The following is a 19,688-nucleotide window of genomic DNA, read 5'->3' on the forward strand; positions in this document are numbered from 1 at the left end:
TTGATTATACTGCGTTTATTGTTCTGATATACTTTTAAGTATACCGAATATTCTAATAAGAAAGAAGGACGAATATGCTACAACTTAAAGATATAAAGAAATATTATAAAGTTGGCGAAACAACGACTAAAGCATTAGATGGCGTATCTGTTGCCTTTAGAAAAAAAGAATTTGTTGCCATTCTTGGTCCAAGTGGTTCAGGAAAAACAACGATGTTGAATGTCATCGGTGGCTTAGACAACTATGATTCCGGAGATATGGTGATCAACGGAAAGTCCACAAAAGACTTTAAAGATAGTGATTGGGATGCTTACCGAAACAATTCGATTGGTTTTATTTTTCAAAGTTATAACTTGATTGGACATTTAGGAATCATCGAAAATGTTGAATTAGGGATGACACTTAGCGGTGTGGCCAAAGAAGAAAAACGCCAAAAGGCTGAGGAAGCCTTACGCCGTGTCGGTTTAACGGACCATATGCACAAAAAACCAAACCAATTATCTGGCGGACAAATGCAACGGGTCGCAATTGCCCGTGCTTTAGCCAACGATCCAGATATCCTCTTATGCGATGAACCAACTGGAGCACTAGATACCGAAACAAGTATCCAAATCATGGAATTGATCCAAGAACTATCTAATGAGAAGCTAGTAATCATGGTTACCCATAACCCTGATCTTGCTCATCAATATGCAGATCGAATCATTGAATTTTCAGATGGTAAAATCTTGGCAGATTCACATCCTCATATCGAACGACCAAAAGATGATCAATTCAATTTACGTCGGACAAAAATGAGTTTCTGGACAGCCTTGAAACTTTCATTTAATAATATCCGCACGAAAAAGGGGCGAACATTTTTGACGTCCTTTGCTTCAAGTATTGGGATCATCGGGATTGCGATCGTCTTGGCATTATCTTCAGGCTTCCAAAAACAAATTGATAAAACACAGTCTGAAACGATGGCAAAATTCCCGATCACTATCTCCAAAGTGACAACCAATCGTTCAACAGATTCTGCTTCATTGGGTACGAGTAAAGCGGATTATCCAAATACAAAACAGGTAACTGCTAAAATCAGTGATGAAGATAAAGCACAGCACACCAATAAAATCGACCAATCTTATGTAGATTATGTCAAAGATATCGATCCTAATTTAAGTAATAATATTGGCTTTACTCGTGCTACTGGTATCAATATGCTTCGCCAAGTTGATGGTAAAGTGCAACCAGTAAGTTTCTCTAACCAAAACCCTGAAAACGAATCATTATCATTATCAAGCACGATGTCTGCTATGACGGGTGTCGGTGTTTCCAGTTTTCCAACACAGTTAGACAATCAAAAAGAAAACTTTTTAAAAGCGAACTATTCACTGCTTTCAGGCAGTTATCCTGCTTCTGCGAATGACGTGGTCTTGATCGTAGATGGTAACAACAATACAAATATCAATGCCTTGAAAAACCTGGGCTTTGATGTAAAAGACGGTCAAAAATTAGACTTTGATCGCATTGTTGGGACAACTTTCAAAGTGATCAACAACAATGATTACTACACGAAATTACCTACTGGCAACTTTATTCCAAATACTGATTACGATACGATGTATGCTAATTCAACGAGTGAAGTAAAGATTGCAGGGATTTTACGAGTAAAATCTTCTTCAACAATGAATCTTCTTTCCCCTGGAATCGCATATAGTGATCAATTAACGACACAAATCGTTAACGAAAATAAAGATTCTGAGATTGTAAAAGCGCAAAAAGATAGTGATACGAATGTGATGTCCAACGAAAAAGTGGATGAAACAGCTAAACAATCACTGATCAGCTATTTAGGCGGTGACAGCATTCCAACTAGCATCATGATCTATCCAAATAACTTTGGTGACAAAGAAAAAATCCTTGATTACTTAGATGCTTACAACAAAGGAAAAGCAGAAGAAGATAAAATCATTTACTCTGACTTAGCAGGAACAATGACTGAATTGACTGGTGGTTTGATGGATGCCATCACTTATGTATTGGTTGCTTTTGCTGGTATCTCACTAGTGACAAGTATGATCATGATCAGTATTATCACGTATACTTCAGTCATCGAACGTACCAAAGAAATCGGGGTGTTAAAAGCATTAGGGGCTCGTAAAAAAGATATCACTCGTGTCTTTGATGCAGAAACTTGTATCTTAGGAATTTCTTCGGGCTTATTAGGTGTTTTGATTGCTTGGTTAGCAACGTTCCCAATCAATCATTTACTCTATCAAATGACTGATCTAAAAAATGTGGCTCAATTGAACCCACTCCATGCACTGATCCTCGTGATCGTCTCTACGATCTTAACGATGTTAGGTGGGCACATCCCAGCAAGAATGGCTGCTAAAAAAGATGCAGCGATTGCTCTGCGTGCAGAATAAACGATTGATATTGTTTGAAAGAGATTGAGAAGTCCTTAGCAGCAAGAAATAAGAAGGAATTTCCGGCAATTGACAAGAAACACAAATACTTGTTTTCCCTGTTGATTGTCGTCTACTTGGTTCTTCTCAAATTTTTGGACAATTTCGGCTTATTGCCGAAGGTCAGACTTTGAACACTATTTATTCTTTTTTAGAGATACTAGAAGAAACTGAGACAAGTTTTAGCTCAGTTTCTTCTTTATTTTTTAGTCAGTAATATTATGTGTTAGAAACAACATAGCATGCACTGTTGACTGGATTGTAAGAATAGTAGATGTACCACTCTTGCGTGTAGACCCCCCAGCACATATTGCTTCTCCAATTGCAACTTTAGAGCTGTAGTTATTCCCTATTTCTGTACCTATGTTTTTTACAGTTAAATGATAGAATATGCATCTTTTAGAAAACGCTTAAATAGCCAAAATTATTTTTATGTATTTGAAACTTTTTCCTATTTATTTGACTCTAATAGATGTAAGAGAAAAAATCTTTATGAAGTGGGAGGAAAATCGTGTGCCCAGTGATTTATTTTTAGTAAAAAAAGCAAAGGAGGGAGATAAAGAGGCATTTGTCCAATTGTTTAAAAGTTATGAAGCTGTTCTCTATAATACAGCGCGTAAGTTTTTGAACAATTCAGAAGATATTGCAGATTGTTTACAAGAAACAGCATTGACGGCCTACAAAAATATCCAAAGCGTGCAAAAACCAGAATATTTTAACACCTGGTTATGCAAAATTCTCATTAATAATTGCAAAAAAATTCTCAAAAAATCAAAGAAAGAAACTTTTTATGTAGAATACGAGGAAGAAAAAAATACAACGATACGTTCAATGGAATTAAAACACATGCTACAAAAATTAGATTTGAAATATCGAATTCCGTTGGTGCTCTATTACTATAATGGGTTTTCCATCAAAGAAATCAGCACGATATTATCTGAACCAGTCAATACAGTGAAGACACACCTTGCTCGAGGGAAAAAACTACTAAAAATAGAGGAGAGCTAGGAGGAGAAAAAATGACTATTTCTGAAAAGAAATTTATGGAAGAACTCAAAAAAGAGGAACGCTTACCCTCAGAAGTACGAACCAAATTAGAAGCCACCTATGACTCTATACGAAAGGAGAAACAGGTTCCACTTAAAAACTACATAAAAAAACGGGGTTATTTGATAGCTGTTGCCGTATTTCTCATAAGTATCTGTTTGTATGCTTACTCACCCTTAGGCACTGCAACTGCTAATTTTTTACGGTTTGGGAAATTTACTTCTGAAACATTGAATCATGAAGGGTTTATTTCCAGCCAACAACTTACAGCTTATGATAAAAAAGCAGATATACAGTTAACAGAACTCTATGTAGATAAAAATGAACTAGGGTTACATTTTACTGTTCATCTTCCAAAAAACTCGGAGCTTTTAAACAAAAAATGGGAGAAATATGGATTAAATTTTGGGATCAAAAATGGGCAAGATCAGTATTTGATTGATTTTCGTTCAGGTCTAGCAGAAGAAAAAGAAGACTTGTCGCTATTCCGTTCGATCAATGAGGAACAGACCATTGATCGAGAAACAAACACATTGGAATTTATTTACAATCTACATCCTACAAAAACGGGCTCGGTTCCCTCTCTTGAAGAGACAACCATACAAATCAATGGCATCACAGCCTACAGAACAAGTGACCCAAAAACATATTCTATTTTTAAAGGCGAATGGGAACTACCTATTGATACAAGTAAGATCAACTATTTTGACGAAATAAATTTTACTCCAAAAAATAATCACCTTTTACCGATTGAGCGAGCAATGGCATATCCTACTAATTTTGTCATTCGTTTTAAAGATGAACAAGACTTTTTGAAAAAGTTGCCAAAACCAAAAAGTAATGCCGACAACAATATTCAATTAAAAATAGTAACTGAAAAGACGACAACCTATTACCCATATTCTAAATTTACTTCTGTTACTGAAGGGTCAAATAACTATTGGGATATGACTTTTGACTATTCTGGATATGATCAACAAGCCTCGATTTATCTCGAATTGAAAGGAATCGGAGAAATTGAGTTAGAAAAATAGATCGGATTGTGGCAAATCCATCATGGTAGTTAATAAAAAATGAGCAGAAGACAACTATCTTCTGCTTTAATTTTTTGGAATCACTTCTACAGAAACGATATCACCGATGTCTTTCTCAATTTTTTTACGAATATCTTTACGTATCCCTAAGATGTAGCAAATTGTTCCATCTTCGTTTTTCACCCCCATATTCACAATACTTCCCTCATATGCTACTTCATCAAATGTCGCTTGAACTTTGACTCGACCTACACCAAACTCTTCTCTGAGATCATAAGGAAAAATGATATATGCGCCACCCTTGCCTATTTCAGAAGCATAAATTTTTGACTGGAAAGAATATTTTTTTTGCATTTCCCCACCCCTTTTTTGTTCAGTATAACAAAAAAAGGACCCTCCACAGCTGATCGTTCAACTGTAGGGAGGAGCCCTTTTTGAAATTAACTGATTCTTGCACTTACTTGATTAGCTGACTATTTATTGGCTTTGACTTCTTCAACTAATTTCGTTAATGCTTGTTGTTGGAATTGCGTTGCTAATTCTTTTGACAAGGTTGCTTGTTCTTCTGGCGTCATGGCTGGATTTTCAGTCATAGCTTTCATCAGACCTTCTTGTACAAAAGCCTTTGCGTCGCTTTCCATCGTACTTTGTTGTTCTTTTACTCGTTGCGCTAATGTTTTTGCTTGATCCGTACTTAATTCGATCCAATCAGCTGGAATTTTAAAGGTGTTCACACGACTTGCATACTCGTGGTTATTGTCCGCTAGATTGAACCAGAATTTATACATATCATTTTTATAGACCCAATAAGTTGTTTTTGCTACTTTTTGCGCTTGACCAGTCGTACGTTCTACTTTATTGGTTTCATTATCAGTACCGGTAGCTTTTGGTTTCTTTTGGTCTTCACTCGTACGGTAAAGGTAGACTTTTTCAGTCCCGTCACCTAACGCTTGATATAAAAGCATATTTGCACTATCTGAATCAGCACTTGATACGATGTTAGTGGTTTTCGTTTCAGTTACTTTTTCCATGCCAAAATGGTTGGATAAATTAGCCACGATCAACCCTAAGGATGCCACAAAGACTAACCCAAAAAGTAATGATACAATTGTTTGCCAAGCTTTTTTTGCAAAGATATTCATTAGGGCAAAAGCCACTAAACTAATGATCAATACGAAAATAATCATGCTTTATCCCCCGCTTTCGCTAGAACAGGTTCTTTTCTCTTCAATAAGAAGGCAATCACAAAACCAATCACACCAAAGACGATCGCCACAAAGAATGCTGCGTGGTAACCAGATAATGTCGCATTGATCGCTTGGTCTTTATAAGTTAAAGGCGTGCTTTCTAAGACTGATTTTGCAGGTAGATTATCTTTTGTTACATTGGTCAATACACTGATCAAAATAGCTGTCCCAATCGAACTAGCAATTTGTCGGAAGGTATTGTTTACTGCAGTCCCATGACTGATCAGTTTGTTTGGTAAAGCATTCATACCAGATGTTGTTACTGGCATCATAACCATAGAGATCCCAAACATCCGAATCGCATAAAGAACAACAATATATAAAACAGGCGTTGTTTTTGTTAAGAAAGCAAATGGTGCTGTTGCAGCGGTTAGCACGAACATCCCGACAATCGCTAAACGTTTTGCACCGTGTTTATCAAAGATCGCACCTGTGATCGGCATCATCGCCCCCATAATCAAGGCACCGGGTAGTAACATCAAGCCAGAATGAAAAGCTGATTCACCACGGATATTTTGGATATATAGAGGAACAACCATTTCAGCACCGACCATCGCCATATTCGTTACACCAGCTAAAACTGCTGCAATCGTAAAGGTTGATGATTTAAATACACGCAGTTCCAAGAATGGATTTTCCAAACGAAGTTGGCGCCATGCAAATAAGGCAATAAATATTACCCCTACGATCAAGAAGCCGATCACTTTCGCACTGCCCCATCCAGCGTCACCGACACTTGAAAAGCCATAAAGCAAACTACCAAATCCAATTGTTGAAAGGATAGCAGATAGAATATCGATACTTGGATTTGATAACGGAATAACGCTTCGCATCAAGAAAAAGGCTAAGACCAAAACTAAGACGACAATTGGTAAGACCATACCAAATAGATCACGCCAATGATAGTTATCAATAATATAACCTGATAATGTTGGTCCTAAAGCTGGAGCCAATCCAATAACGATTCCTGACATCCCCATGGCAGATCCTCTTTTTTCTGGTGGGAAAATCGATAACATAATATTTTGTAATAAAGGCATTGAAACACCCACACCACAGGCTTGGATCAAACGTCCAATCAATAAAGTACTAAAGTTAGGGGCAACAAAACAGGTAATTGTTCCGATTAAAAAGACTGACATTGCTGATAAATATAAACTTCTTGAACTAAATTTATTGATCAGCCAAGCAGTAATCGGAATCATGATTCCGTTAACCAATAAGAACCCTGTTGTTAGCCATTGAACACTTGATGCAGAGATATCAAAATCTTTCATCAGCGTAGGAAAAGCTGTAGTTAATAAGGTTTGATTTAATACCGTACAAAAGGTACCAATCAATAAAACGACAACTAATAGTGTCCGATTATATGGTTTGCCGTAAATATCTACGGGTTGATTTTTATTCATATTTCTCCTTCTTTCTGAATTCTTTCTGAAACCACTTGAATACTTTAGTCCTATTTCGTTCATTTGTCAACCTACTTGACACATAAGTTATCCCAAGTATAATTAAGGAAAGTTAGACAACAAAAGGAGGGACAAAAATGGTAGGAGCATCCCTGAAACGTTTATTAGAAAATGATCATTTACTGGTAGGAATCAGTGAACTAAGTGAAATTGTCGGTGTGTCTCCACGTCAGTTACGATATTGGGAACAAAAAGAATTCATTCGTTCCGTTTCTACTGGTGTGAATTGTCCTCGAAAATATCAATTACCTACTGTTATCAAGGTTGAGATTATCAAAAAATATTTAGATGAAGGCTATACGTTGAACAAATCAGCTGAAAAAGCCGAAGAACGTCTAAAAAAAATGAAGCATGTCCGCAAAGTTTTTTCCAAAGCAATCAAAGAAATCGAATTGATTGATGAAAGATATACTGTTTTATTGATCGGTGATTTCAAAGAGACAACTGAAGACTCAAAACTTTATATCATCCACGATGAAGCAACAGATGAACTCACGTATAAAATTGTCCCCGTAAGCGAAAAAATTGATTTCGAACAATTATTGAAAAATCTTTAAGCAATGGAAAATAAAATGTAGTCAATTCTCCCAATTTCTCATGTGTTTTACCAAAACAGTTTAAGAAATTGACGATAATCGACTACATTTTTTGCTTCTTTTCTATCTTTTTCAATTCACTACTATCATTAAATGAAGTTATTCAATTAAGTTTATCTTATATTCTCTATTCCATTTATTATTTCTGTCTTTTTTGCTCTTCTAATACGCCCGTCAACCAATTCGCATATTCTGTTTCTCGATTGATCGCATGGGATAAAATCAAATAGTGTCCATAATTTTCTTCTTGTTCTTTTCTTGTTGGAAATATCCTCTCTTGACGTGCCAATAGATGCGCTCGCTTTTCTTCATGAAGATCCCTTTGCTGCTCAATGATCTCTCTCAACATCGGATCATTCACATCTTTCACAAAATATAATTTCAACACAAACTCATCTCGATTGACTGGTAATTCATTCGTTGGCGTCCGAATCCATTCGTTTAACAATGCCTTTCCTTCATCCGTTAATTGATAGACTTTCTTCTCCAATTTCATCCCTGTAATTTCAACTTCATGTTTGATGATCCCTCGTTCTTCCATTCTTGCTAATTCAGGATAAATTTGACTATGCTTCGCTTGCCAAAACTCACCGATTTCATTTTTGAACGATTGGTTTAATTCATAGCCTGTCATCTTTCTTTTACTCAACAATCCTAACAAAATATAGCGTAGCGTATTTTTTCTCGCCATGCTCTCTCCTCCTTGACAAATCCTTTTATTCATTCTATCATAATCACGTAATCAAAAACATGTACTTTATTACATGTTTTAATTTAAAAGGAGCTGTTGTTTCATGAAAGAATTTAAAGATCTAGAAGATTTTATTGGTACACACTTTATTTATACGTACGATAATGGTTGGGAATATGAATGGTATGCTAAAAATGACCATACTGTCGACTATCGAATTCACGGCGGAATGGTCAAAGGCCGTTGGGTCAAAGATCAAGAAGCAGATATCGTTAAGTTAACAGATGGCGTCTTCAAAATTACTTGGACTGAACCAACTGGTACTGACGTGGCCTTGGATTTCACGCCCAATGAAAAAAAATTACATGGAACGATTTTCTTTCCTAAATGGGTTGAAGAACATCCTGAGATCACAGTTACTTTCCAAAATGAACATATAGCTGAGATGGAAGCAGCACGTGAAAAATATGAAACTTATCCAAAATTGTTAGTACCAGAGTTCGCTAACATTACTTATATGGGCGACGCTGGTCTCAATAATGAAGATGTCATTAGTGAAGCTCCTTATGAAGGAATGCCTAGTGATATCCGAGAAGGTCGTTATTTTGATAAAAACTATAAACGGATAAAATAAGAATCATTCGTAGATTTGACTATTAGTCTTATACGAATAGGGAAAAACAACCATAGCATCTCATACTATGGCTGTTTTTTTAATTAACTATTGATCTAAATAAAGCGAGCAACAAAGGATGTATTTTGAAAATTTCCTGTAATAATGATAATTTTTTTCATATTTTTTCGAATTTCTTGCCACTCTTTTAGGTAAGCTTTATGATTAAATAAGTTACACTATCAAAAAAGGAGTATGACAATTGAAAAAATATGTTCCGTATTTGACAATTTTACTATTTGCATTCTTATTTGTTATGCCAAATATCCTAACACATGACCTTATCATTGGAGCAGATGCACCATTTCATTATAACCGTTTTTACGATGCCGCTGAACAATTCGCTAATTGGGATTTCCATTATTTCCCTTCCATGTATGGATTTCAGCAAAGCGGGCGTATCGTCAATGCGATCTATGGTCCGTTGTTTGCTTATTTTCAAGGCTTGATCGTTTTAGTTTCAGGCAGTTGGTTCCACTATCAAATCTTATCAAACTTTATTCTCTTTGTGATTTCTGGTTGGTCGATGTTGACACTATTGAATTATGTTCAGGTGAAAAAATGGGTCAGCATACCAATCTCGGTATTATTTATGACGACTTATTCCATTCAATATTGGGCAATCAATCAGGGCTTTACCAGTTGGGGCACCTGTTTTTATCCCTTATGCATGATTCCATTAGTGGACTTTGTTGTTCATAAAAAATTTCCTGTCTTGAAAGTTACCTTTTCAATTGCACTGATGACTCAGATCCACTTACTGTCCACCGTTATGTTGGTACTGATGTATATCCCTTTTTATCTTTATTATTTCTTTACTCAGACAGAAAAAGGCAAAGCAATCGGGCAACTGATCAAATCTGTCCTCTTTTATTTTGTACTAACAGCAAATATTTGGGCAGGATTAGCTATCGTCTATGGTGGAAATAAGATTTTGCCACCTTTTGTCAACCGAGAGATGAGCCAAAAAGCAATCAATCTGGATGGCAGCTATTGGCTAGCGTATCCCAAGATTTTCCCAATTTTTTTATTGATCGGACTAATACTGTATCTTCTTTTCCGCCGTCACTACGACATTTTTACAAAGTTACTTTTACGCACAAGTCTTGGATTCTTCCTACTTTCAACCAGTTTGATCCCTTGGACAACACTAGTGGAAAAAGAGGTACCTTTCGTAAGCTTGATCCAGTTTCCTTTTCGTTTCTTTGTCCCATTTACCTTGCTCTTTCTACTCTTTTTAGCACTTGCGCTAAATCAATGGGAAAAGAAAAATTGGTATCGTGCGTTGAGTGTCCTATTTCTCTTTGTCGCTTCTGCACAAACGATCCAAAACCTCTATCAGCATCTGGATAAATGGCAAGACGAAACATTTGTCAGCCGTCACACGTATCTCTTTGATACACCAGCAGAGGCAAGAAAAACATTTTATGACCATGATATGTCTACTAGTTTATTCGTTTTTCAAAAGACAACACCCGATTATCTACCAATCTATCATGAAACTAAAGCAAATAAATATGATCGCTATAATGAAGAAATCTTGGAAGGAGAAACCACGTTCATTAAATCTCATCCTGGAGGACGTTTAACGATCAAATGGAAAAACACTGGGGAAGAAACTGTCCATTTACCAGTCATTGTCTATGACCGCACAGTGTTACTGCAACACGGCAAAAAATTGACAGATTATCAATTAACAGATATCGGTACTCCTATCGTCAAACAGCACAATGGAATCAATGAGATCACTCTCTATTATGATTTACCAATTTTCTTTTACTTTGTGATGGCATTCTTCCTGATTGGTTGGTTCGTTTTGATCGGACTCTTTGTCAAAAATCGTTACCAGGTTGGGAGGATAACTAAAAAATAAGGGACTTGCTTCTGTGGATCAAAAAGATAAATTCTCAACACGGAAGCTGTCTCTTTTTTATACCTTTTTATAAAATAGCAAACAAATCGTCAAATATAGTAGTCCTAATAAACGAATCGTGTTAGTAGCTACTTTTTTTTCTAAACATAAGAAAAAATATTTATTTACTCTCTTCTTTTATAAACTATACTAGAATACAGAAAAGAAGGAGTGATACATATGCCTCAAACAACGAATCGACAATTGACTTTGAAAAAAAAATCGGACATGCTTTTGTTCATCAATCTACGAATACTACCCTTAATACTGAGTCTCACCTTGAAATGATACTTAAAGATCTACCTGAGGATTCGCTATCAATTAAAGAATCAACTAATGAACAGCTGTATGAGCTGCCAAATAGTAAGACTGAGCCGCTATATGTAACTGTAATTGTTGATCGATCACCTACGCCCATTTCAAATGTTCGGTCAACGAGTGAATCAACTTGTATTAATGACCAAGATTATTCTAAAAGAAATACCATTTTAGACATTTTAAAAAAAACTGCAAACTCTCCTGAAGAGGTAAAAGAGCTGACAAGCATCATAGAGCAGTTAATTAATGAACTGCCACATCGTGAGCCTAGCGGTGAAGTTCTGCAACCTCATGAGCCTAAAATCAAAGATTCCCTCGTTGTACTTTTGAATCTTTTAGATAACTTGCCAATTCTAACCGATTCCGATAAAGATCGATTTATAGACCATTTTGATATTTTACATGAGGAAGTACTACATAATACCAATTTACAAAAAAATACACCGGTAACTAAAGAGTCCGACTCCTTGAAAAATGTCCGAGAATTCATTTCTGCCAATCGGAAAAAAAGTCCAGCCGAGTTAAAAAAACAATGCAGAGACCAAAGAAACAGAGAATTTTATTGCCTTCCTCCTTGGTGCTTCCCATCGCACTAACAGTCATTTCATTATCTAATCAAATTTCTGCACGTAGCTGAAGCTGCTGCAAACAAAAAGTCCCATAGAAAGGATGTATCCATTTTTCTTTCTATGGGACTTTTTGATTATTTTATTGAATGGGGCTGACCGTTATCTCTACTCCATAATGGTCACTTACAATGATTTCTTGTTTTCCATCAAAAATACTACGATAAAAAGGAACTGAGAATTCCTGTGGTACATAGATATAATCGATTCTTAACTGCTCTGTATTCGTTTCCCATCCATCGATTTTCTGTTCAATGGTTGCCTGACCATGAACTTCTTGGGCAACAGTATAGGAATCGACAATCGCAAGAGGGCTTTTTTCAACCAAGCGATAGCCTGCCTCTCCTGCTGGGTTGTTAAAATCCCCCATTAAAAACAGCGGATTTGAGAGATTAGCTAAGTGTTCCATCAAGCAATGCCATTCAAAAGCAAAGCCCTTCGTTTCATCTATCCACCAAGAAAAATGACAGCTTGCTAGAGTGATTGTTTGGTCATCGATCATCGTCTGACAGATCAAAATTTTCCGAGTGTGGTAATCCTCTTTTTGCTTTGTTTCAGAAACATAGATTGCTTCACTGGTTAGTGGTGTCTTAGAAAGCAGCGCATTCCCCTCTTCATAAATCCCATAACCGACATGACTCATTTCCCAACTCCAATAATAGTCTTTCCCTTGTTTGGCTAAGTAGCGCACCAAACAATAAGCAAAATTATCGACATGGACGGGCGATTGTTCTATAACTGGACAAAATTTGTTTAATTCTTCATTCACGATACTTTCGGAAGTGATTAATTGATTGACTTCTTGTAAAGCAATCACATCATAATCTGCTTGACAGATTTTATCTACGATCTGGCGCATCTTTTCTTCTGGTGATTCTTCTAACCAGCTATGTGTATTCAAAGTCATCATCTTCATCTTCAATTCTCCTTATTGATTAAAACTTACTTCATTTCTTTTATGATAGGATAGCGATGGATTATTAGCTGTGATTGTTTACCTGCTCGCAGATATTCAAAAAAATAAGTCTGAGAACTCAAAAACGAAGTATAGCGTTTTCGTGTTTTCAGACTTATTTGAGAAACAGAAAAACTGACTATCGGAAACCAAATAAGGAATTAAATTTGGTACTGGTCATCTTACTCATTATTGTTGGGTGTCTTTTATAATGATCACAGTTTTATTTCGCCAATTACTGTTCCTAATTCCGTTGGTCCTAAATGTTTGAGAATCATTTCATTGACTTTCCCATCCGTAAATACCACCATAATCGTTATATCTTTTCCTTCATTTTTGATTTCGGTTAGATTCATTTGTGCCAGTTTTGCTCCTGCTTCAACGGTTTGACCTTCTGTTACCAGGATTTCAAAAGCTGGTTGATCCATTTGGACTGTGTCGATTCCCATATGGATTAGTACTTCTGCACCTTCTTCTGTTTCCATTCCAATAGCATGTTTGGTTGGAAAAATACTAACTACTTTCCCAGTAATAGGTGCCACAACTTCACCAGTCGTTGGAATAACAGCAAAGCCATCCCCCATCATTTTCTTTGAAAAAACAGGATCATTGACTGTTGCCAAGTCTATCACTTCACCAGCTGCTACAGTCTGCAACTCTTTTCGTATACCTAACGTTTGATTATTAGCTGTTTCTTTTTCAACAACAACTTCTTCTACTGGAGCTGGGATAGGCGCCCCCGATCGAAGCAAATCTTCGATATCTGATTTTAATACATCGGCTTTTGGACCATAGACAGCTTGTACACCATTATCTTTGACGATTAGCCCCATAGCGCCTGCACGTTTCCATTCTTCTTCTGAACCTACTTTCTCACGATCAGCTACACTCACACGTAACCGTGTCATACATGCATCTACATCTTTGATATTATCTTTCCCGCCTAATAAGTGAATGATTTTGATGATTTGTGGGTCTGACGTGCCAGCTTGGACTGTCGTTTGTTCTCCATTCCCATTGCTATCGTTACTGTCACTATCATAATTACCATTACGCCCTGGTGTAGCAAAATTGAATTTTTTGATCATGAAGTTTGCCACAAAGTACGTAACAACTCCAAACAAAATGACGCAAATGACGAAGTTAAGCAAATCGCCACCAAGTCCAGCTTTCATCGCTAGAGGCGTTCTAGTTAACAATTCGATGTTTCCAAAGGAATGAACACGTAACGGTAATAAATCTGCCATTGCAAATGCTGCCCCTTGGATCACAGAATAAACAATATAAAGTGGAACTGCAGCAAACATAAACATAAATTCTAATGGTTCAGTAACCCCTGTTAGAAAAACAGCTAATGCAGCTGAGAAATACATGGAACGATAGCGCGCTTTTTTATCAAGATCAACATTTCGATACATGGCTAAAGCTAACCCCATTAAAATACCAGAAGAACCAATCATTTGTCCCACTTTAAAACGAGCTGGTGTCCAGTTGTTCAACACAAATTCATACTGTGACAAATCCCCCGCACCTTTTAAATTGACCAAATCAGTAGCCCAAGCTAACCATAAAGGATCTTGTCCAAAGACTTGCGTTCCTGCTTGTGCACCAGATAAGATTTCATACGTGCCCCCTAATTGCGTATAATTGATCGGAATCGTCAACATATGATGCAAACCAAAAGGTAACAATAATCTTTCTAAGGTACCATAAAGAAATGGCGCTAAAACCGGTGCACTTTCTTGTGACTGAGCAATCCAAAGACCAAAATTATTAATACCTGCTTGGACATTTGGCCAGACAACAGCCAATACTAAAGCTACAATCGTTGACCAAAGAATCACTACAAAAGGAACAAATCGTTTTCCATTAAAGAAAGATAACGCATCAGGCAATTTACGATAATTGTAATATTTATTATAGGCCATTGCACCAACAAAACCAGCAATAATCCCTACAAACACGCCCATATTCAACGCAGGTGCCTCTAATACGCTGGTAAAAAATCCTTTGACCATGATCTTCGTGCCAAATAATGTATGGGTAAAGGCATCTTCATTTGCTAGCATCTCACTCGTCACTCCGAAAATCGCTCCCGTGATCCGGTTGATCAAAACAAATGAGATCCCTGCCGCAAAAGCACCACCTGCACGCTCTTTTGCCCAACTTCCACCTATTGCTAAAGCAAACAACAGATGTAAATTCCCGATGATCGCCCAACCAATATTTTCAATGACACCACCCGTTGTTACTAAAAAAGCTAAGTTAGGGTCAATCAACGGGATAGATTTCCCGATACTGATCATCAAACCCGCAGCTGGCATCACTGCCACAACAACCATTAAAGCTTTCCCAAATTTTTGCCAAAACTCAAAATTAAATAATTTCTTCATAACTCCTGCTCTCCTTTATGCAATCGGTTTCGTTGTTAGTTATTATAGCCTTTGTTTCTTTTTTTGTAAATGCTTTATTTTTGATTTTATTCACTTTCTACCCAAACAGTCGCTATCAGAAGAATCATTTTCTTTTCGCATTTAGTAGTAACTTATTATCAAAACAGTTAATGTTTTCCAGGAAAATTATCTTTTCATTTCTTTATTTTAAATCCCCGCTAAAAAATTCTGCTTTATTTATATTGACTTACGCAATCGGTTGCGTTTATTATAAACGTATAAATGAAATTATCTAGGAGGAGTACAATGAAACAAATCAAGCGCCTATTTCAAATTGATCCTTGGAAGATCAGCACCAACACATTAGATCGGGAAAATCTCCGTTTACAGGAATCTTTAACTAGTATTGGTAACGGATACATGGGCATGCGAGGGAATTTTGAAGAAGCCTATTCAGGTGATCATCATCAAGGAACTTATTTAGCTGGGGTTTGGTACCCCGATAAGACTCGTGTTGGTTGGTGGAAAAATGGCTATCCCGAATATTTTGGCAAAGTGATTAATGCAATCAATTTTATTGCCATGGATATCTATATCGATGAGCAATTATTAGACCTTGCTACAATCGAACCAGAAGACTTTTATTGGGAATTGAATATGAAAAACGGTGTGTTATCACGTAGTTACACAGTAACGACTGCAACTAACAAACTAAAGATCACCTTTGAACGTTTTTTAAGTATCGTCAAAAGCGAAGCTGCTTATATTCGTTTAACAGTTACGATGCTCGAAGGAAATGGCACGGTCAAAGTCATCTCTAAATTGGATAGTAACGTTCAAAATGAAGATAGTAACTATGATGAACATTTTTGGAATGAAATCGGTCGAGGTACTTCTGATGAAACAGCCTACTTAATGACCAAAACGATTCCAAATAATTTTGCGATCGAACAATTTACCGTAACAGCTGCCATGAGACATTTCGTGAATGAAGAATTAGCGCAACCAATTTACCACGAAGATACATTAGCCGTCCTTGGGGAATTTTCTTTCGACTTAACAACGAATCAATCCGTGACACTTGATAAAGAAGTGCTTGTATTGACGAGCCGTAACATCCCCGAAGCACAGCAAGTCCAACAGATCCTCCAAGAATTTAGTGACTTACAAAGTCATTATCTGCAAGCAAAAGCAGAACAAACCACTGCTTGGAGCAAACGCTGGGCACTGGCTGATGTGGTGATCGAAGGTGACGAGGAAGCACAGCAAGGGATTCGTTTCAATCTTTTCCAACTATTTTCTACTTATTACGGCGAAGATGAACGTTTGAATATTGGACCCAAAGGCTTTACAGGAGAAAAATACGGTGGTGCTACTTATTGGGATACGGAAGCTTACGCTGTCCCCTTATATCTTGCTTTAGCAAAACCTGAAGTGACAAAAAATCTCCTTAAATATCGCCATAATCAATTGCCTCAAGCTATTCATAATGCCCAACAACAAGGTTTAAAAGGCGCCTTGTACCCAATGGTTACTTTTACAGGGGTCGAATGCCACAACGAATGGGAAATTACCTTTGAAGAGATCCATCGTAACGGTGCGATCGCTTATGCGATTTACAACTATACGAACTATACAGGTGACACCGCTTATTTGAAAAAAGAAGGATTAGAAGTATTAGTTGAGATTGCTCGTTTTTGGGCAGATCGGGTTCATTTTTCAAAACGTCATAACAAATATATGATCCATGGCGTGACTGGTCCGAATGAATATGAAAACAACATCAATAACAACTGGTATACCAATACGATAGCTTGCTGGGTATTAACGTATACCCGGGAAAACTATTTAAAATTCCAAACAGAAACTGCTATAACGGTCACTGACGAAGAACTAACGAATTGGCAAACCATTGCAGAAAATATGTATTTTCCTAAAGATGAAGAATTAGGTATTTTTGTCCAACATGATACATTTTTGGATAAAGAATTATTGCCGGTATCAGAGCTATCTCCTAGCGAGCTTCCATTAAACCAACATTGGTCTTGGGACAAAATCTTGCGTTCTTGTTTCATTAAGCAGGCGGATGTGCTACAAGGAATCTATTTCTTCAACGACTCGTTTAGCAAAGAAGAAAAACAACGAAACTTTGATTTTTACGAACCAATGACCGTTCATGAGTCTTCCCTTTCACCAAGTATCCATGCCATTTTAGCTGCTGAATTAGGTATGGAGGATAAGGCAGTGGAAATGTATCAACGGACAGCCCGCCTTGATTTAGATAATTATAATAACGATACCGAAGACGGCTTACACATCACGTCGATGACTGGTAGTTGGCTCGCAATCGTCCAAGGATTCGCTCAAATGAAAACAGATCACGAACAGTTACGTTTTGCTCCTTTCTTACCAAACACGTGGACAGCCTACTCCTTCCATGTGAATTATCGTGGTCGTTTATTATTTGTTTCGGTGTCTAGTGAACAGGTGCAATTGACCTTAGTATCAGGCGAAAGTTGCCCATTAAAGGTGTACGAAAAAACGTATCTTTTAGAAGACCAGTTAAAGGTACCTTTGCGTAAGGAGGAATTAGATGTTTAAAGGAGTTTTGTTTGACTTAGATGGGGTGATTACAGATACTGCGGAGTTTCATTATCGCGCTTGGAAAAAATTAGGTCAGGAAATCGGTGTTCCCATTGATCGAACATTCAACGAACAATTGAAAGGGGTTAGTCGAGAAGATTCACTTCGCTTATTGCTTTCCTACGGACAAAAAGAAAGTGAGTTTTCCCCACAAGAATTTCAAGAATTAGCGCACAGAAAAAATGAGTACTATCTTGAAATGATTCAAGCGATCACGCCTACAGATGTTTTTCCAGGGATATTGCCATTACTTGAAGAATTGAGAGCAAACAAGATCAAGATTGCCCTTGCTTCAGCTAGTAAAAACGGACCTTTCCTCCTTGCTAAAATGGCATTAACGCCATTTTTCGATGCAATTGCCGATCCTGCAACGATCAAACTGGGTAAGCCGGCTCCCGATATTTTCTTATTGGCCGCAAAAGAAATTGGCTTATCCCCACAAGAATGCATCGGGATCGAAGATGCACAATCTGGGATCAAAGCAATCCGTGCTAGCGGGGCATTTCCAATTGGTGTTGGACGAATAGAAGATCTTGGAAAAGATATCCCAGTCGTACCTGATACGACTTGCCTTACACTAGACTATTTAAAAAATGAGTGGACACAGTATGTCTAAACCTTCCATCACTGTGATCCCCATTCCCAACACCAACTTGAAGCAAATCACATTGAAGAACGACGAACTCACAGTCGTTCTTCTCAACTACGGGGCAAGGCTTCATCAAATTCTAGCTCCAGATAAAAATGGTCACTTAGAAAATGTCTTATTATCTTATGATTCCTTAGAAGACGTTTTAAAAGATCAAAGCTATTTTGGGGCAACGATTGGACCAGTCGCTGGCAGAATTAAAAATGGCTCTTGGGCTGATCATCAGCTAGAAAAAAACGAAGGAAATCACCATATCCATGGTGGTTCAAACGGTTGGGCATTTCAGTATTGGGAGGTAGAAGTTTTTGAGACTCCTACAGCGATCGGTGTTGTTTTTTATTTGCAGGATACTTTTTCCGGTTATCCCGGTCCGATCACCGCAACCGTTACGTATCAGATTGTTCAAAATAATTTAGAAATGATCACCAAGACAAGCAGCTCGACTGAAACCATCTGCAACCCAACGAATCATGCGTATTTCAATCTTTCTGGCAATGGCAAACGAGATATCTACGATCATGAACTAACGATCCAAACAGATGGAATATTAGCCTTAGATCACGAAAAAATACCAACTGGTGAAGTGATCGCTCTCAGCGACTTACCGCTTAATTTTAAACACCCACATTCGCTACTGGAAATTTTAACGAATGATCCAAACGGACTAGATGATGCTTTTGTTTTAAGTACGCCTAAACGAACGAAGAAAATACTTACCTTGACCGAAAAGCAAGCGGGGCGCCAGTTGTCTATAGCAACGACGAGCAAAAGTATGGTATTATTTTCTACGACTGGATTTGAAGCAGATTTTTTAATCAATGGGCAAAAAATGCACTCAAATTATGGGTTGGCAATTGAACCACAAGAACTTCCTGATGCCGTTCATTTCCCTGAATTTGGGTCAATCGCATTATATCCGGGACAAGAAAAAATTTGCTCTACCACTTATCAATTTCATCGTTTAAATGAAAAGCAAGTCTAGAAA

At 37.3% G+C, this 19,688-nt stretch carries 16 protein-coding genes; 10 read left to right on the forward strand and 6 right to left on the reverse strand.

The annotated features are described in order from the left end of the window. Positions 1 to 74 precede the first annotated feature (74 nt). From EHR_RS03065 to EHR_RS03075, 3 genes are all read left to right on the forward strand, one after another. Complete coding sequence (locus EHR_RS03065) at positions 75 to 2,411, forward strand: ABC transporter ATP-binding protein/permease (RefSeq protein ID WP_010736932.1); 2,337 nt, start codon at positions 75 to 77, stop codon at positions 2,409 to 2,411. A gap of 531 nt (positions 2,412 to 2,942) precedes the next feature. After that, a complete protein-coding gene (locus EHR_RS03070; protein WP_014834318.1) occupies positions 2,943 to 3,458 on the forward strand; it encodes an RNA polymerase sigma factor in 516 nt (171 codons plus the stop codon). A gap of 11 nt (positions 3,459 to 3,469) precedes the next feature. Continuing rightward, positions 3,470 to 4,531 carry a hypothetical protein gene (locus EHR_RS03075; protein WP_010736931.1) on the forward strand — a complete coding sequence of 354 codons (1,062 nt, stop codon included), beginning with the start codon at positions 3,470 to 3,472 and terminating at the stop codon, positions 4,529 to 4,531. Positions 4,532 to 4,597: 66 nt separating this feature from the next. Here the strand turns inward: EHR_RS03075 and EHR_RS03080 are convergent, their stop codons facing one another. The 3 genes from EHR_RS03080 to EHR_RS03090 form a co-directional block, all read right to left on the reverse strand. Further along, entirely contained in the window at positions 4,598 to 4,885 is a 288-nt protein-coding gene (locus EHR_RS03080; protein ID WP_010736930.1) for a DUF1905 domain-containing protein, read from the reverse strand. Between the two features lie 119 nt (positions 4,886 to 5,004). Further along, positions 5,005 to 5,718: a DUF4811 domain-containing protein gene (locus EHR_RS03085; protein ID WP_010736929.1), complete on the reverse strand. Its 714-nt coding sequence runs from the start codon at positions 5,716 to 5,718 to the stop codon at positions 5,005 to 5,007. Continuing rightward, on the reverse strand, positions 5,715 to 7,187 hold the full coding sequence (locus EHR_RS03090; protein WP_010736928.1) for an MDR family MFS transporter: 1,473 nt from the start codon (positions 7,185 to 7,187) through the stop codon (positions 5,715 to 5,717). The genes EHR_RS03085 and EHR_RS03090 overlap by 4 nt, the downstream gene beginning before the upstream one ends. 137 nt (positions 7,188 to 7,324) lie before the next feature. Here EHR_RS03090 and EHR_RS03095 point away from each other — a divergent pair, with 137 nt between their 5' ends. Beyond that, positions 7,325 to 7,804 (forward strand): MerR family transcriptional regulator, encoded by a 480-nt coding sequence (locus tag EHR_RS03095; RefSeq protein WP_010720251.1) that lies wholly within the window; start codon positions 7,325 to 7,327, stop codon positions 7,802 to 7,804. A 178-nt stretch (positions 7,805 to 7,982) separates the two neighbouring features. Here the strand turns inward: EHR_RS03095 and EHR_RS03100 are convergent, their stop codons facing one another. Next, a complete protein-coding gene (locus tag EHR_RS03100) occupies positions 7,983 to 8,534 on the reverse strand; it encodes a PadR family transcriptional regulator (protein WP_010736927.1) in 552 nt (183 codons plus the stop codon). Between the two features lie 103 nt (positions 8,535 to 8,637). Here EHR_RS03100 and EHR_RS03105 point away from each other — a divergent pair, with 103 nt between their 5' ends. The 3 genes from EHR_RS03105 to EHR_RS03115 all read left to right on the forward strand — a co-directional run bounded on the left by EHR_RS03105 (position 8,638) and on the right by EHR_RS03115 (position 12,033). Next, positions 8,638 to 9,168 (forward strand): phenolic acid decarboxylase, encoded by a 531-nt coding sequence (locus EHR_RS03105; RefSeq protein ID WP_010736926.1) that lies wholly within the window; start codon positions 8,638 to 8,640, stop codon positions 9,166 to 9,168. Between the two features lie 295 nt (positions 9,169 to 9,463). Continuing rightward, the gene (locus EHR_RS03110; protein WP_371126270.1) at positions 9,464 to 11,080 is read left to right on the forward strand and encodes a hypothetical protein; all 1,617 of its coding nucleotides are present in this window, start codon (positions 9,464 to 9,466) and stop codon (positions 11,078 to 11,080) included. A gap of 323 nt (positions 11,081 to 11,403) precedes the next feature. Continuing rightward, positions 11,404 to 12,033 (forward strand): hypothetical protein, encoded by a 630-nt coding sequence (locus tag EHR_RS03115; protein ID WP_014834320.1) that lies wholly within the window; start codon positions 11,404 to 11,406, stop codon positions 12,031 to 12,033. A gap of 112 nt (positions 12,034 to 12,145) precedes the next feature. Here EHR_RS03115 and EHR_RS03120 read toward each other — a convergent pair whose 3' ends face one another. Together EHR_RS03120 and EHR_RS03125 are read right to left on the reverse strand one after the other, a co-directional pair. Next, positions 12,146 to 12,979, reverse strand: coding sequence for an endonuclease/exonuclease/phosphatase family protein (locus EHR_RS03120; RefSeq protein WP_010736923.1), 834 nt, complete (start codon positions 12,977 to 12,979; stop codon positions 12,146 to 12,148). A 254-nt stretch (positions 12,980 to 13,233) separates the two neighbouring features. Beyond that, positions 13,234 to 15,411: a PTS transporter subunit IIBC gene (locus tag EHR_RS03125; protein ID WP_010736922.1), complete on the reverse strand. Its 2,178-nt coding sequence runs from the start codon at positions 15,409 to 15,411 to the stop codon at positions 13,234 to 13,236. Positions 15,412 to 15,717: 306 nt separating this feature from the next. On the opposite strand from EHR_RS03125, the gene EHR_RS03130 reads away from it, so the two are divergent. From EHR_RS03130 to EHR_RS03140, 3 genes are read left to right on the forward strand one after another with little or no spacing between them, the layout of a single operon-like run. Next, positions 15,718 to 18,012, forward strand: a complete 2,295-nt coding sequence (locus EHR_RS03130) for a glycoside hydrolase family 65 protein (RefSeq protein WP_010736921.1) — start codon at positions 15,718 to 15,720, stop codon at positions 18,010 to 18,012. Further along, positions 18,005 to 18,670 (forward strand): beta-phosphoglucomutase, encoded by a 666-nt coding sequence (gene pgmB, locus EHR_RS03135; RefSeq protein WP_010736920.1) that lies wholly within the window; start codon positions 18,005 to 18,007, stop codon positions 18,668 to 18,670. Before EHR_RS03130 ends, pgmB begins: the two co-directional genes overlap by 8 nt. Then, positions 18,663 to 19,685: an aldose epimerase family protein gene (locus tag EHR_RS03140; protein ID WP_010736919.1), complete on the forward strand. Its 1,023-nt coding sequence runs from the start codon at positions 18,663 to 18,665 to the stop codon at positions 19,683 to 19,685. The genes pgmB and EHR_RS03140 overlap by 8 nt, the downstream gene beginning before the upstream one ends. Positions 19,686 to 19,688: the final 3 nt, after the last annotated feature.

This window comes from Enterococcus hirae ATCC 9790 (assembly GCF_000271405.2).
Classification (GTDB): Bacteria; Bacillota; Bacilli; order Lactobacillales; family Enterococcaceae; genus Enterococcus_B; species Enterococcus_B hirae.

Bases quoted from the DNA above. Each gene is read 5' to 3' on its own strand.
- EHR_RS03065 (WP_010736932.1), top strand. From the start codon at position 75: ATGCTACAACTTAAAGATATAAAGAAATATTATAAAGTTGGCGAAACA.
- EHR_RS03070 (WP_014834318.1), top strand. From the start codon at position 2,943: ATGAAGTGGGAGGAAAATCGTGTGCCCAGTGATTTATTTTTAGTAAAA.
- EHR_RS03075 (WP_010736931.1), top strand. From the start codon at position 3,470: ATGACTATTTCTGAAAAGAAATTTATGGAAGAACTCAAAAAAGAGGAA.
- EHR_RS03080 (WP_010736930.1), bottom strand. From the start codon at position 4,885: ATGCAAAAAAAATATTCTTTCCAGTCAAAAATTTATGCTTCTGAAATA.
- EHR_RS03085 (WP_010736929.1), bottom strand. From the start codon at position 5,718: ATGATTATTTTCGTATTGATCATTAGTTTAGTGGCTTTTGCCCTAATG.
- EHR_RS03090 (WP_010736928.1), bottom strand. From the start codon at position 7,187: ATGAATAAAAATCAACCCGTAGATATTTACGGCAAACCATATAATCGG.
- EHR_RS03095 (WP_010720251.1), top strand. From the start codon at position 7,325: ATGGTAGGAGCATCCCTGAAACGTTTATTAGAAAATGATCATTTACTG.
- EHR_RS03100 (WP_010736927.1), bottom strand. From the start codon at position 8,534: ATGGCGAGAAAAAATACGCTACGCTATATTTTGTTAGGATTGTTGAGT.
- EHR_RS03105 (WP_010736926.1), top strand. From the start codon at position 8,638: ATGAAAGAATTTAAAGATCTAGAAGATTTTATTGGTACACACTTTATT.
- EHR_RS03110 (WP_371126270.1), top strand. From the start codon at position 9,464: ATGCCAAATATCCTAACACATGACCTTATCATTGGAGCAGATGCACCA.
- EHR_RS03115 (WP_014834320.1), top strand. From the start codon at position 11,404: ATGATACTTAAAGATCTACCTGAGGATTCGCTATCAATTAAAGAATCA.
- EHR_RS03120 (WP_010736923.1), bottom strand. From the start codon at position 12,979: ATGAAGATGATGACTTTGAATACACATAGCTGGTTAGAAGAATCACCA.
- EHR_RS03125 (WP_010736922.1), bottom strand. From the start codon at position 15,411: ATGAAGAAATTATTTAATTTTGAGTTTTGGCAAAAATTTGGGAAAGCT.
- EHR_RS03130 (WP_010736921.1), top strand. From the start codon at position 15,718: ATGAAACAAATCAAGCGCCTATTTCAAATTGATCCTTGGAAGATCAGC.
- pgmB (WP_010736920.1), top strand. From the start codon at position 18,005: ATGTTTAAAGGAGTTTTGTTTGACTTAGATGGGGTGATTACAGATACT.
- EHR_RS03140 (WP_010736919.1), top strand. From the start codon at position 18,663: ATGTCTAAACCTTCCATCACTGTGATCCCCATTCCCAACACCAACTTG.